The following is a 12,838-nucleotide window of genomic DNA, read 5'->3' on the forward strand; positions in this document are numbered from 1 at the left end:
TACGACCGTTTGACGACAGACTTGAGCCGTTCGACAGAGAATTATGGCCTGAAACGGCGAAAGCGCGCCCTTTCGGAGCGCGCTTTCTGCAATTTGGAGGCCCAGCCTGGACTTGAACCAGGATAGAGGAGCGTTCCCGCCCCCCGGGTAGCCATTCCCCCACCGGGCCATGCGCGACAGTCGCGCGGGCCCGCGGCAATTTCAAGCAAATCCTGCTCGGCCTTTTGGAAGATCGTTAACGAAAAGCCCCGATATCGCTAACGAAACGTTAAGCCTCAGTCTCGCCGATCGGCAGTTCGCCCTCGGCGTCCTCGTCCTCCGCGATGTGCTCCACCGACACCACGCGCTCGCCTTCGGCGGTCTTGAACACGATCACGCCCTGGGTGGAGCGCCCGGCGAGCCGGATGTCCTCCACCGGCACGCGGATGGTCTGGCCGCCATTGGTGATCAGCATGATCTGGTCGTTGTCCTGCACCGGGAACGAGGCCGCGAGCGGCCCGTTGCGGTCGTTCGTGACCATGGCGACGATGCCTTTGCCGCCGCGGCCGGTGACCCGGTACTCGTAGGACGAGGTGCGCTTGCCGTAGCCCTTCTCCGACAGCGTCAGGATGAACTGCTCCGACGCGCCCATGGCGCTATAGCGCTCCTGGCCGAGCTCGATGTCCTCGGCCTGATCCTCGACCTCCGCCGCCTGATCCTCGACCACGCCGTCGCCCTGCCCGCGCCGGACCGCGTTGGCGCGGCGCAGATAGGACAGCCGCTCGGCGGGCGTCGCCTCGAAATGGGTGAGGATCGACAGCGAGATCACCCGGTCGCCGTCCGCCAGCGCCACGCCGCGCACGCCGATCGAGTCGCGCCCCTTGAACACCCGCACGTCGGTGACGGGGAAGCGGATGCACTGGCCGCGCGTGGTGGTCAGCAGCACGTCGTCGTCTTCCGAGCAGGTCTGCACGTCCACGATCGCCTCGCCCTCGTCGAGCTTCATGGCGATCTTGCCGGCGCGGTTCACGTTCACGAAGTCGCTGAGCTTGTTTCGCCGCACCGTGCCGCCGGAGGTCGCGAACATCACGTCGAGCCGCGCCCAGTCCGCCTCGGTCTCGGGCAGCGGCATGATGGTGGTGATGCGCTCGCCCGGCTCCAGCGGCAGCATGTTGACCAGCGCCTTGCCGCGCGCCTGCGGGGCCGCCAGCGGCAGCCGCCACACCTTCTCCTTGTAGACCTGGCCGCGGGAGGAGAAGAACAGCACCGGCGTGTGGGTGTTGGCCACGAACAGGCGGCTGACGAAATCCTCCTCGCGGAAGGACATGCCGGAGCGGCCCTTGCCGCCGCGCTTCTGCGCCCGGTAGGTCATCAGCGGCACGCGCTTGACGTAGCCCGCATGGGACACGGTGACGACCATGTCCTCGCGCTGGATCAGATCCTCGTCCTCGAAGTCCGCGTCGGAATCGAGAATTTCGGTGCGCCGCGGGGTGCCGAACTCGGCCTTGGCCGCCAGCAGCTCCTCGCGCACGATCGCCTGCACCCGCTCGCGCGAGCGCAGGATGTCGAGATAGTCGGAGATTTCGGCCGCGAGCTTGTCCAGCTCCTCGGCGATCTCGTCGCGGCCGAGCGCCGTGAGGCGGGCGAGACGCAGCTCGAGAATGGCGCGGGCCTGTTCGAACGACAGGCGATAGGTGCCGTCGGCGCTCAGCCGGTGGCGCGGATCGTCGATCAGCTCGATCAGCGGCGCCACGTCCACGGCCGGCCAGTCACGCGACATCAGCCGGTCGCGGGCGGTGGTCGGGTCCGGCGCGGTGCGGATGGTGTGGATCACCTCGTCGATGTTCGCCACTGCGATGGCGAGGCCCACCAACACATGCGCCCGGTCGCGGGCCTTGTTGAGCCGGAACTTGGTGCGGCGGCTCACCACCTCCTCGCGGAAGGCGATGAAGGCCGTCAGCACGTCCTTCAGGTTCATCAGCTCCGGCTTGCCGCCGTTCAGCGCCACCATGTTCACGCCGAACGTGGTCTGCAGCGCGGAGAAGCGGAACAGCTGGTTCAGCACCACGTCCGCCACGGCGTCGCGCTTCAGCTCGATCACCACGCGCATGCCCTGGCGATCGCTTTCGTCGCGCAGGTCCGAGATGCCCTCGACGCGCTTCTCGCGCACCAGCTCCGCGATCTTCTCGACCAGCGTCGCCTTGTTCACCTGATACGGCAGCTCGGAGACGATCAGCGCCTCGCGGTCCTTGCGGATCTCCTCCACGTCCACCTTGGCGCGCATCACCACGGAGCCGCGGCCGCCCGCATAGGCCGAGCGGATGCCGCCCCGGCCGAGGATGCGGCCGGCGGTCGGGAAGTCCGGCCCCGGCACGATGGCGAGCAGCGCCTCGAGGTCGAGCTCTGGCTCGGCGATCAGCGCCACGCAGGCGTCCACCACTTCGCCGAGATTGTGCGGCGGGATGTTGGTGGCCATGCCGACGGCGATGCCGCCGGCGCCGTTGACCAGCAGGTTCGGGAACTTGGCCGGCAGAACCGTCGGCTCCCGCTCGGAGCCGTCGTAGTTGTCCTGGAAATCGACCGTGTCCTCATCGATGTCGCCGAGCAGCGCCATCGCGGGCTTCGCCAGCCGGATCTCGGTGTAACGCATGGCCGCCGGGGGATCGCCGTCCACCGAGCCGAAGTTGCCCTGGCCGTCGGCCAGCGGCAGGCGCATGGAGAACTGCTGCGCCATGCGCACCAGCGCGTCGTAGATCGACTGGTCGCCATGCGGGTGATACTTGCCGATCACGTCGCCGACCACGCGGGCCGACTTGCGGTAGGGCCGCTCCGGGAAATAGCCGTTCTCGTTCATGGAGAACAGGATGCGGCGATGCACCGGCTTCAGGCCGTCGCGCACGTCGGGCAGCGCGCGCGCCACGATCACGCTCATGGCGTAATCGAGGTAGGAGCGGCGCATCTCGTCGGCGATGGAGATCGGCTTGATGTCGGACGGACCGCCGGACGTCGGATCGGTGGTGTCGGCCAAGAGGCTTCAGCTTTCGGTCATTTCAAACGGGTCGCGCAAACTAGACGATTCCGAACCGGAAAGCCAATTTCGCCGCCCCCGCCTGTGCAAAAGAAAAGCCATGTCGTTCAACGAGATAGGAGCGCATCGCGATGGGCCGCTTTCGGGCTGGCGGACGTCCGCTCCCGATCCGGTGAATTCGGCGGCGGCCGCATTGCCCGCGCCGCGCGCCGCGACTAGGGTCCCGCGATGACCGAGACCCTCTCCCCCTCTCCCGTCCATGTGGTCGGCGGCGGCCTCGCCGGCTCCGAGGCCGCGTGGCAGCTGGCGCAGGCCGGCGCGCCCGTGACGCTGCACGAGATGCGGCCCGAGCGCCGCACCGACGCGCACCAGACCGACGGCCTGGCGGAGCTGGTGTGCTCCAACTCGTTCCGCTCCGACGACGCGCAGCAGAACGCGGTCGGCCTGCTGCATCAGGAGATGCGGGCGCTGGGCTCGCTGGTGATGCGCGCAGCCGACGGCGCGCAGGTGCCGGCCGGCGGGGCGCTGGCCGTGGACCGCGAGGCGTTCTCGGCCGCCGTCACCGCGGCGCTGGAGGCGCATCCGCTGGTCACGATCGAACGCGGCGAGGTCGCGGGTCTGCCGCCGGCCGACTGGGACAGCGTGATCGTCGCCACCGGCCCCCTCACCTCGCCCGCGCTTGCGGAGGCCGTGCGCGGACTGACCGGCGAAGGCGAGCTCGCCTTCTTCGACGCCATCGCCCCGATCGTGCACGCCGACTCCATCGACATGGACATCGCCTGGCGGCAGTCGCGCTACGACAAGGTGGGCCCCGGCGGCACCGGCGCGGATTATGTGAACTGCCCCCTCACCCGCGAGCAGTACGAGGCGTTCGTGGCCGGCCTCGTCGTCGGCGACAAGGTGTCGTTCAAGGACTGGGAGGCCACCACCCCCTATTTCGACGGCTGCCTGCCGGTGGAGATCATGGCGGAGCGTGGCCCCGAGACCCTGCGCCACGGGCCGATGAAGCCCATGGGCCTCACCAACGCCCACAACCCGACCGTGAAGCCCTACGCCGTGGTCCAGCTGCGCCAGGACAACGCGCTCGGCACGCTCTACAACATGGTCGGTTTCCAGACGAAGCTGCGCCACGCCGAGCAGGTCCGCCTGTTCCGCACCATTCCGGGGCTGGAGAACGCCGAGTTCGCCCGGCTCGGCGGCCTGCACCGCAACACCTATCTCAACAGTCCGAAGCTGCTGGACGGCGCGCTGCGCCTCAAGGCCGAGCCTCGGCTGCGCTTCGCCGGCCAGATCACCGGCTGCGAGGGCTATGTGGAGAGCGCGGCGGTCGGCCTGCTGGCGGGGCGCTTCGCCGCCGGCGAGCGGCTCGGCCGCCCCTTCGCGGTCCCGCCCGTCACCACCGCGCTCGGCGCCCTGCTCGGCCACATCACCGGCGGCCATCTCAGCGTCGAGGGCGAGGGGCCGAAGAGCTACCAGCCCATGAACGTGAACTTCGGCCTGTTCCCGCCGGTCGAAGGCCCAATCCGGGCGCCCGACGGCGGCCGGGTGCGCGGCGCCCAGAAGGCGGCCGCCAAGAAGCGCATGATCACCGACCGCGCCCGCGCCGACCTCGCGGCCTGGCTCGACGACGGCCCATCATCGGCGGAGGCCGCGGAATGAGCGAGACGATCGAAGACCTGCTGTTCCGCCTCGCCGCCGAGCGCGGCCCGGGCAAGACGCTCGACCCGTCGGAGGTCGCGAAGGCCGTCGCCGAGCAGCGCGGCGAGGACGACTGGCACAAGCGCCTCACCGACGTCCGCGCCGCGGCCGTCCGGCTCGCCCGCCGCGGTCGTCTCGCGATCTACCGCAAGGGCAAGCCCGCCGACCCGGAGACGTTCAAGGGCGTCTACCGCATCGGCCTGCCGCCGCTCGACGCCACGCCGGCCGGGGAGCCGGCCGAGGACGCGCGGGACGACGGCGTGACGCCTGACGACGCGACGTCCTGAGACGACGGCTCGCCCCTTTTTTCTTGTCCCGGCCTTGAGCCGGGACCCAGACACGTCACCGCTCTCAGAACGAGCCGCGCGGTCGGAGGATCATTCCGGAACGTCGGCGGAAATGGGTCCCGGCTCAAGGCCGGGACAAGGGAAGGGTGGCGCGTTTCAGCGGCGTGCGTGGCGCATGCGGATGGCCGTCACTCACGAGAGGATGACGGGGCAGCAGCCAAGCGCCCTCGTCCCTTGTCCCCGGCCTTGAGCCGGGACCCAGACACGTCATCGCTCTCAGAACGAACCGCGCGGTCGAAGCATCGTACGGAAACGTCGGCGGACATAGGTCCCGGCCCCAAGGCCTGAACACGCTCTTCGCCCTTACACCACCATTTGGTTGCCGAGCTCCACCACCCGGCCGGCGGGAATGCGGAAGTATTCGGTGGCGTCGTAGGACTGGCGCACCAGCGCGATGAAGACGTGATCCTGCCACAGCGGCATGCCGACGCTGGCGGAGGCTCGGTAGGAGCGGCGGCCGACGAAGAACGAGGTCTTCATCATGTCGAACGGCAGACCGTGGGCCTTGGCCTGAGCGAGCGCACGGGGGAGGTTCGGATCCTCCATGAAGCCGTAGCGCACGATCAGGGTCGAGAACTCGTCCGAGACCTTGTGGAACTCGATCCGGTCCTCCTCCGCCACCAGCGGCTGGCGCTCGGTGCGGACGCTGAGGATCACGTTGCGCTCGTGCAGCACCTTGTTGTGCTTCAGGTTGTGCAGCAGCGCGGGCGGCGCGATCTCGGGCGAGGACGTCAGATACATCGCCGTGCCCTTCACCCGCGTGGCCGAGCTGGTGCCCATGGACTTCGCGAATTCGGAGATGGGGATGCTCTCCCGCTGGATGCGCCCCTCCACGAAGCGCACGCCGCGGATCCAGGTCCACATCAGCACCACGATGGCGGCGCCCAGAATCAGCGGGATGTAGCCGCCGTCAGGCAGCTTCAGCATGTTGGCGCCGAGGAAGGCCACGTCGACGATGAAGAACGGCGTCATGCAGGCGACCGCGAGCGCCCAGCCGAAGCCCCAGGTGCGGGCGATCACCACCACGGCCAGCATGGTGGTCACGATCATGGTGCCGGTGACCGCGATGCCATAGGCCGCGGCGAGCGCGCTCGAGCTCTGGAACAGCACCACCAGCGCCAGCACGCCGGCCAGCATCAGCCAGTTGACCTTGGGCATGTAGATCTGCCCGGCCTCGGTCTGCGAGGTGTGCAGCACCTCGAGATGGGGCAGCAGGCCAAGCTGCATGGCCTGCCGGGTGAGCGAATAGGCGCCGGAGATCACGGCCTGGCTCGCCACCACCGTGGCGAGGCATGCGAGCAGAGCCAGCGGCAGGCGGAACCACTCCGGCGCCGTCAGGAAGAACAGGTCCTTGATCGCCTCCGGGTGGGAGATGGCGAGACCGCCCTGCCCCAGATAGTTGATGACCAGCGCCGGCAGCACCAGCCCGAGCCAGGCGGTGCGGATGGGGCCGCGGCCGAAATGGCCCATGTCGGCGTAGAGCGCCTCGGCGCCGGTGACGGCGAGGAAGGTGCCGCCCAGCACCACGAAGGCGAGGAAGCCGTGCTCCAGCAGGAACTGGAACGCCTCGATCGGGTTCAGGGCGTGCAGCACCATCGGCGCGTCGAAGATGTGGATAAAGCCGAGCACCGCCAGCACCAGGAACCAGACCACCGTGACCGGCCCGAACAGCGCGGCCACCATGCCGGTGCCCGAGGACTGCGCCGCATAGAGCGCCACGATGATGGCGATGGTGATCGGCAGCACGTAGGGCTGGAACACCGGCGTCGCGACCTTCAGGCCCTCCACCGCCGACAGCACGGAGATCGCGGGCGTGAGGATGGCGTCGCCGTAGAACAGCGCCGCGCCCACGATGCCGAGCGCCAGCAGCGCGGTGCTGTTGCGTCCGAGCGCGTTCTGGGCGAGCGCCATCAGCGACAGCGTGCCGCCTTCGCCGTGGTTGTCCGCGCGCAGCAGGATGAAGACGTATTTGAACGTCACCACCACGATCAGCGCCCAGATCAGCAGCGAGACGATGCCCACCACCTCGTGGGGGCTCGGTGTGTGGCCGAGATGGAGCAGCGTCTCGCGCATGGCGTAGAGCGGGCTCGTCCCGATGTCGCCATAAACGACGCCGACGCTGCCGACCGTCAGGGTCCAGAATCGGCGGCGGCCGCCATGGTCGTGAGAGGACGCCGCGGCGGGTGCGCCGTGGGTGCCCGATGCGCCCGGGGTGGAAGACGCGGACGCGCCGTCGGCGCGGGAGCTGTCGGTCATGGAAAGCCTTGGGCCGCGTTGCTCTCAAAGACGGCGGGGAGCGGAACGATACTCCGGGCGCCGTGTCGGCGCTATGTGTCCCCCGTCAGGGCCGGGGCAACGGGGCGCTCACATAGCCCAGCAGCCAATAGGTCACAAGGCCGACCCATTCGCGGACAGCTATGTCCACACGGCGCAGCCCCACGCTGACCGAGCCGAAGGGCCGGAAGGCGTCCTCGTAGCCGCGCGTGCGGTAATCCACGGGCCAGGCCTCCACTGGGAAACCCGCGGCCCGGAAGCAGCCGATGGCGCGGGGCATGTGATAGGCGGAGGTGACCAGCAGCCAGCGCTCGCCCTCCTTGAGGCCGGCCGCCGCCTTGGAGAGCGTCGCGTTTTCCACCGTGTTGCGCGAGGCGCCCTCCAGCACGATGCGCTCGCGCGCCACGCCGAAGCTCTCGAACATGCGCAGCGCCAGATCGGCCTCGGTCGCGCCGTCGAACAGCAGCGTGCCGGAGCCGCCGCTGAACAGGATGCGCGCCTCAGGCCACCGCCGGGCGAGCTCCGCGACCGCGGTCAGGCGCTCGGCGGCCTCGGTGAGCGCGACGTCGCGCCGCGCGCCCGCGACCACCGTGTCGAACGATCCGCCAAGCACCACGATCCCGACCGGCGCCTCGCCGGTCTCGGCCGCGCGCGGAAACCGCTCCTCCAGCGGCAACAGCAGCAGGGAGCCGAGCGGCGACAGCCCGCCGACCGCGAGCCCGAGGATCGCCGCCGCCATCACGGGCGCAGCCCCCCGCGCGCCGAACGCCGCGAGCAGCGCGCCCGCGAGCCCCAGCAGCGCGAGCGCGTTGGACGGAAGGGCGACGAAGCCGAGAATCTTGGACAGCGCGAAAAACATTAAGCGTCTCTGCAAAAGACATCACGCGGCCGTCAACGTGGGCCGAAAGCCGTGCGGTTTGTTTACGGCGGTTATGACAGATTGCCGAGCGAACGGAGCCGGAAAAGCTCGCCTCAAGGACCCCGACCGCATGCGGACGCTGGCCTCTCTGCTTTCAGATCGCGAGAACAACCTCTCCGCCGTCCGCATCGTGGCGGCGGCGCTGGTCATGCTGTCGCATTCCTGGCTCGCCACCGTGCCCGGCATCCAGACGCGCGACTTCTTCCACATCTTCGGCTTCTCGCTCGGCCATCACGGCGTCCACGTCTTCTTCATCCTGTCGGGTCTGCTGCTGACGTGGAGCATGCTGCGCAAGCCGGACCCGCTGCGCTCCATGGTGGCGCGCGTGGTGCGCTATTTCCCCGCCATCATCGTGTCGTGCCTGATCATGACGCTGGCGCTCGGCGCCGTCGTGACGCGGCTTCCGGCGTCGGACTATTACGGCGCGTCGCAGACCTGGGGTTTCCTGGTCGCGATCATCGGCCTCACCAATGTGAACGCCACCCTGCCGGGCGTGTACGAGAACAACGTCTATCCCGGCATCCTCTATGTGCCGCTCTGGACGCTGCATTACGAACTCGCCTTCAGCCTGGCGCTGTCCGTTCTGGTGGCGACCGGCGCGATCCTGCGCAAAGGGCTGGTGCTGGCCGGGCTCGTCGTGACGCTCGCGATCTACACCGTGTGGTTTTGGGACGGAGAGTCCCACGCCAGTCTCGGCTCCGTGCACCATCTGATCCGGCTCGGCACGGCGTTCGGCGTCGGCGTGGCGCTGGCGGTGTTCGCGGACCGCGTTCCGGTGTCGTGGAAGGGTTTTGCGATCCTCGCGCCGCTCTGCGCGATCTTCGCCTACTCGCACGTGGCGGCGCTCGCGGGCGTGATCCTGCTGTCCTACCTGATCCTGTGCGTGGGCTTTACCCGCAACGCCGTCGTGGGCTTTCTCGCGACGCTCGGCACGTGGTCCTACGGGCTTTATGTGTCGAGCTTCGTGATCGAGCAGACGGTCACGCATTTCGCGCCGCACTGGCCGAACTGGGCCATCTCCGTCAGCTCCTTCGCCATCGCCGTCACGGTCGGCGCGGTGTCGTGGCGCTACGTGGAAAAGCCCTGCCTGCGCTACATCAACCCGATCACGGACAAGGTGCACGCCCTCGCCGCCCGGCTGGTGGGCGCCAAGCTGCCGGCGCCGCGCGGCCGCCGCGCCAAGGCGCCGGAGCCCCGCGCGGCGGAGTGAGAGATCAGCGGCCCGTGGCCGCGAAGCGCCGGAAGCTCGCCGCGTCGCCCATGTAGACGTTGCGGTCCACATCGCCGGTGACGCCGCCGATGCGGCCGGTGGCGGTGTGCTGCCAGAACGAGAACCGGCGTGAGGCGTGGTACTTCAGGCTCGGATGGCCCGCCACGCTGCGCAGCCAGAAGTGGTAGCCCGGGAACGCGCCGACCAGGATGTCGCGGTGGAAGTCCACGCTGGTGTAGATCGCCGGCCGCTTGCCGAAATGGCGCTCCACCATGCTCAGGAACACGCTCATCTCCTTCAGCACCTCCTCCCGGGGCGGGCGGCGCTTGCAGGACGGCGACAGGTGGTTCCACTCCATGTCCAGCACCGGCGGCAGAGCGCCGGGGTCGTTCGGCACGTTCTCGATGAACCAGCGCGCCTGCTCGGCGCCGGTGCGGCAGAAGTAATAGAAATGATAGGCGCCGCGGGCGACGCCGGCCGCGCGGGCGTTGGCCCAGTTCTCGGCGAAGCGCTCATCCACCCGGTCGCCGCCTTCGGTGGCCTTGATGAAGGCGAAGGCGACGCCCGAGGCGCGCACGCCGGTCCAGTCGATCGTTCCCTGATACTTCGCGACGTCGATGCCGTGGATCGAATGATCCCCCGGCTCGGTGACGCGGCCGGTGATAGCGGAGCCGATGCCGGTGGAGGGATCGACCTCGGTGATCAGCGCCGTGCGCTCCACGTCGCCGCCGATCGAGGAGCAGCCGGTCATGAGGCCGGCGCCGGCCATGATCGCAGCCGCCGCGCCTGCAGTGCGCAGAGCGCTCCGCCAAGTCCTGCCCATGAAAGGTCTCCCTTTACCGCCGCGAGGCCAGCTTAAGCGCGCGAAGGGCCGCCGCCAAGGCGCGGTTCGCTCCCGGCTCGCCCTGGCGCCTCATCGGCTGACGCTGTCCCGGATCATCGCCACCACGGCCTCCGCGCCGCGGTTCGGGCGCGCGTCGCCCTCCAGCAGCAGGACGGCCAGAAGGCCCGAGAACACGAGGGCTCCCACAAGGCGTGCGGCCGCTGGCTCCTTCATGTCCGTTCCTCCCGTAACGCAACCGATCAAGCGTCGAGAGAAGCGGACAAACGTGGCCAAAGCGTTAAGCTTCCGCTCACCATGTCCGGAGCGCAGGCGGAGCGGCCCTCAGTGGAGGTTGAACCACCACGCCGCGAGGCCGAGGAAGGCGAAGAAGCCGACCGTGTCCGTCACCGTGGTCAGGAACACGCCGGAGGCGACCGCGGGATCGGCTTTCAGCCGGTCGAGCGTCAGCGGGATCAGGATGCCGAACAGGCCCGCGCAGACGAAGTTCGTCACCATGGCGGCGGCGATGATGACGCCGAGCTCCGGGTTCTCGAACCACGCGCCGGCGGTCAGCCCCACCAGCAGCGCGAGCGCCACGCCGTTCGCCAGCCCCACCAGCACCTCGCGGCGCACCAGCCGCCGGGCGTTGTGGCCGCCGAGGTCGCGGGTGGCGAGCGCGCGCACCGCCACCGTCATGGTCTGGGTGCCGGCGTTGCCGCCCATGGAGGCGACGATCGGCATCAGCACCGCGAGCGCCACCATGTGCTCGATGGTGGCCTCGAACAGGCCGATGACGCTGGCCGAGAAGAACGCCGTGCAGAGGTTCACCAGCAGCCACGGAATGCGGCTGCGGGCGGTATAGAGCACCGTGTCCGAGATCTCTTCGTCGCCGGTGACGCCGCCGAGCGCGCGCAGGTCCTCGTCCGCTTCCTCCTCGATCACGTCGAGGATGTCGTCGACCATCAGCACGCCCACCAGCCGGTCGGCGTCGTCGACCACGGCGGCGGAGACGAGGTTGTAGCGCTCGAACAGGCGGGCGGCCTGCTCCTGGTCGTCGGTGGCGCGCACCGTGCGCGGCAACTCCTCCAGAATGTCGCGCATCAGCGTGCTGCGGCGGGTGCGCAGCAGCCGGTCGAGCTTCACCGATCCCAGCAGCTTGAACGCCGGATCGATGACGAACACCTCGTAGAACGTCTCCGGCAGGCCGGGCGTGTCGGCGATGTGGTCGATGACGTGGCCCACTGTCCAGAACGGCGGCGTGGCCACGAAGGCCGTCTGCATGCGGCGGCCGGCCGATTCTTCCGGAAAATCGAGGCTGCGCGCCAGCGCCACCCGGTCGGGCGCCGGAAGCTGGTCGAGGATCCGGGCGCGCTCGGCCTCGTTCAGGTCCTCGAGGATGTAGACCGCGTCGTCGGAGTCGAGGTCGCGCACGCCCTCGACAACCGTCTCGGCCGGCAGCTCCTCCAGCAGACGGACGCGGACGGTCTCGTCCACCTCCGTCAGCGCGGCGAAGTCGAACTCCTTGCCGAGCAGCTCGATCAGCTTCGGCCGGTCGTCCGGCTCCAGCGTCTCGATCAGGTCGCCCACGTCCGATTCGTGCAGGTCGCCGGCGAGCTCGCACACGCGTTCGGCGTCGTTCGCCGCGATGGCGTCGGCCACCGCCTCCACGAAGGCGTGGAACAGCCGGCCGTCCTCGTCCCGGATCGGGGCGGCGGTTTCGGGGCTCGGCGTGGCGTGGCGCGTCTCGGCGTCTGCGCTCATACGGCCTCGGCGTCCTGGAGAAAGCGTCGGGCGGGGGTGTATGGCGTCCACCGCGCCGCGGCAACCGATTGTGCGCCGCACCCGGCCAATTTAAGCCCTGAAAACGACGAAACCCCGGAAGCGTGCTTCCGGGGTTTCGTCGTTCCGCACGAGGTCCATGCGAGACAGTTCCGTTCTATGGTGCGGTCGAGAAGACTCGAACTTCCACGGGTTGCCCCACAGCGACCTCAACGCTGCGCGTCTACCAGTTCCGCCACGACCGCGACGGCGGTGCTGATACCAAATCGATGTGGGCTCCACAAGGGGCCAGTCGGCGCTTTCGCGCGGCGGTGGAAAACCCCGCCTCAGGCCGCCTCCGCCAGAGGCTCCGCGGCGGCGGATTTCGCCGGCTGGATCATGGAGACGATCTCCACGCCGATGCGGTCGCCGTTCACGAACACCACGCCATGGGCGATGGGATGGTCGTTGGCGAGAATCGTCACGTTGTCCCGTTCGCCCGTGGCGAGCTCGATCACCGCGCCGCGGCCCATGCGCAGCAGCTGGTGGATCGGCATCACCGCCGCGCCCAGAACGATGGAGAGCTCAATCTTGACCTCGTCGATACGCGGCACGAAACGTCGTCTCCCGGCTGTCGCGGCGCACGCCGCCCGTGACTTCCACTCGAACACGCTATGGTTAAGAGCCGGTTGACCGGCGAAGGCGCTTCTCTGATGACCGACCCGTCCCGGACCGACCGCCCCCGCGCGGCGCTCGCCGCCCGCCTGCCCGCCCCCGCCGGCGCGGCGCCGGTGGAGTGGCG

General features: G+C 69.1%; 10 protein-coding genes and 2 tRNA genes. 3 read left to right on the forward strand and 9 right to left on the reverse strand.

Going from position 1 to position 12,838, the window contains the following annotated elements; translation table 11 throughout:
- Positions 1–94: 94 nt before the first annotated feature.
- Both ACFQ4O_RS03620 and gyrA read right to left on the reverse strand, forming a co-directional pair.
- Positions 95–169 (reverse strand) — tRNA-Ser (locus ACFQ4O_RS03620).
- 99 nt (positions 170–268) lie between these two features.
- Positions 269–3,007 carry a DNA gyrase subunit A gene (gene gyrA, locus ACFQ4O_RS03625; protein WP_378774281.1) on the reverse strand — a complete coding sequence of 913 codons (2,739 nt, stop codon included), beginning with the start codon at positions 3,005–3,007 and terminating at the stop codon, positions 269–271.
- A 228-nt stretch (positions 3,008–3,235) separates the two neighbouring features.
- Between gyrA and trmFO the strand changes: the two genes are divergently transcribed.
- Positions 3,236–4,666: a methylenetetrahydrofolate--tRNA-(uracil(54)-C(5))-methyltransferase (FADH(2)-oxidizing) TrmFO gene (gene trmFO / locus ACFQ4O_RS03630; RefSeq protein ID WP_378774282.1), complete on the forward strand. Its 1,431-nt coding sequence runs from the start codon at positions 3,236–3,238 to the stop codon at positions 4,664–4,666.
- A complete protein-coding gene (locus tag ACFQ4O_RS03635; protein ID WP_378774283.1) occupies positions 4,663–4,992 on the forward strand; it encodes a DUF3253 domain-containing protein in 330 nt (109 codons plus the stop codon). Before trmFO ends, ACFQ4O_RS03635 begins: the two co-directional genes overlap by 4 nt.
- A gap of 363 nt (positions 4,993–5,355) precedes the next feature.
- Here the strand turns inward: ACFQ4O_RS03635 and ACFQ4O_RS03640 are convergent, their stop codons facing one another.
- Together ACFQ4O_RS03640 and ACFQ4O_RS03645 are read right to left on the reverse strand one after the other, a co-directional pair.
- The gene (locus tag ACFQ4O_RS03640) at positions 5,356–7,308 is read right to left on the reverse strand and encodes a potassium transporter Kup (RefSeq protein WP_378774284.1); all 1,953 of its coding nucleotides are present in this window, start codon (positions 7,306–7,308) and stop codon (positions 5,356–5,358) included.
- An 85-nt stretch (positions 7,309–7,393) separates the two neighbouring features.
- Positions 7,394–8,185 (reverse strand): YdcF family protein, encoded by a 792-nt coding sequence (locus ACFQ4O_RS03645; protein WP_378774285.1) that lies wholly within the window; start codon positions 8,183–8,185, stop codon positions 7,394–7,396.
- Positions 8,186–8,315: 130 nt separating this feature from the next.
- Between ACFQ4O_RS03645 and ACFQ4O_RS03650 the strand changes: the two genes are divergently transcribed.
- Positions 8,316–9,455, forward strand: coding sequence for an acyltransferase family protein (locus ACFQ4O_RS03650; protein WP_378774286.1), 1,140 nt, complete (start codon positions 8,316–8,318; stop codon positions 9,453–9,455).
- A gap of 4 nt (positions 9,456–9,459) precedes the next feature.
- Here ACFQ4O_RS03650 and ACFQ4O_RS03655 read toward each other — a convergent pair whose 3' ends face one another.
- The 5 genes from ACFQ4O_RS03655 to ACFQ4O_RS03675 all read right to left on the reverse strand — a co-directional run bounded on the left by ACFQ4O_RS03655 (position 9,460) and on the right by ACFQ4O_RS03675 (position 12,650).
- Positions 9,460–10,278, reverse strand: coding sequence for a glycoside hydrolase family 25 protein (locus ACFQ4O_RS03655; RefSeq protein ID WP_378774287.1), 819 nt, complete (start codon positions 10,276–10,278; stop codon positions 9,460–9,462).
- A gap of 90 nt (positions 10,279–10,368) precedes the next feature.
- Positions 10,369–10,512, reverse strand: coding sequence for a hypothetical protein (locus ACFQ4O_RS03660; RefSeq protein ID WP_378774288.1), 144 nt, complete (start codon positions 10,510–10,512; stop codon positions 10,369–10,371).
- 108 nt (positions 10,513–10,620) lie between these two features.
- Positions 10,621–12,039, reverse strand: coding sequence for a magnesium transporter (mgtE, locus tag ACFQ4O_RS03665; protein WP_378774289.1), 1,419 nt, complete (start codon positions 12,037–12,039; stop codon positions 10,621–10,623).
- Positions 12,040–12,217: 178 nt separating this feature from the next.
- Positions 12,218–12,302, reverse strand: a tRNA-Leu gene (locus tag ACFQ4O_RS03670).
- Between the two features lie 81 nt (positions 12,303–12,383).
- Positions 12,384–12,650 carry a FliM/FliN family flagellar motor switch protein gene (locus tag ACFQ4O_RS03675; protein ID WP_378774290.1) on the reverse strand — a complete coding sequence of 89 codons (267 nt, stop codon included), beginning with the start codon at positions 12,648–12,650 and terminating at the stop codon, positions 12,384–12,386.
- Positions 12,651–12,838: the final 188 nt, after the last annotated feature.

Source organism: Methylopila musalis, assembly GCF_042679725.1.
Taxonomy (GTDB): domain Bacteria; phylum Pseudomonadota; class Alphaproteobacteria; order Rhizobiales; family Methylopilaceae; genus Methylopila; species Methylopila musalis.

Excerpts from the sequence above, each read along its gene's own strand:
- trmFO (WP_378774282.1), top strand. The coding sequence starts at position 3,236 with ATGACCGAGACCCTCTCCCCCTCTCCCGTCCATGTGGTCGGCGGCGGC.
- ACFQ4O_RS03635 (WP_378774283.1), top strand. The coding sequence starts at position 4,663 with ATGAGCGAGACGATCGAAGACCTGCTGTTCCGCCTCGCCGCCGAGCGC.
- ACFQ4O_RS03640 (WP_378774284.1), bottom strand. The coding sequence starts at position 7,308 with ATGACCGACAGCTCCCGCGCCGACGGCGCGTCCGCGTCTTCCACCCCG.
- ACFQ4O_RS03645 (WP_378774285.1), bottom strand. The coding sequence starts at position 8,185 with ATGTTTTTCGCGCTGTCCAAGATTCTCGGCTTCGTCGCCCTTCCGTCC.
- ACFQ4O_RS03650 (WP_378774286.1), top strand. The coding sequence starts at position 8,316 with ATGCGGACGCTGGCCTCTCTGCTTTCAGATCGCGAGAACAACCTCTCC.
- ACFQ4O_RS03655 (WP_378774287.1), bottom strand. The coding sequence starts at position 10,278 with ATGGGCAGGACTTGGCGGAGCGCTCTGCGCACTGCAGGCGCGGCGGCT.
- ACFQ4O_RS03660 (WP_378774288.1), bottom strand. The coding sequence starts at position 10,512 with ATGAAGGAGCCAGCGGCCGCACGCCTTGTGGGAGCCCTCGTGTTCTCG.
- mgtE (WP_378774289.1), bottom strand. The coding sequence starts at position 12,039 with ATGAGCGCAGACGCCGAGACGCGCCACGCCACGCCGAGCCCCGAAACC.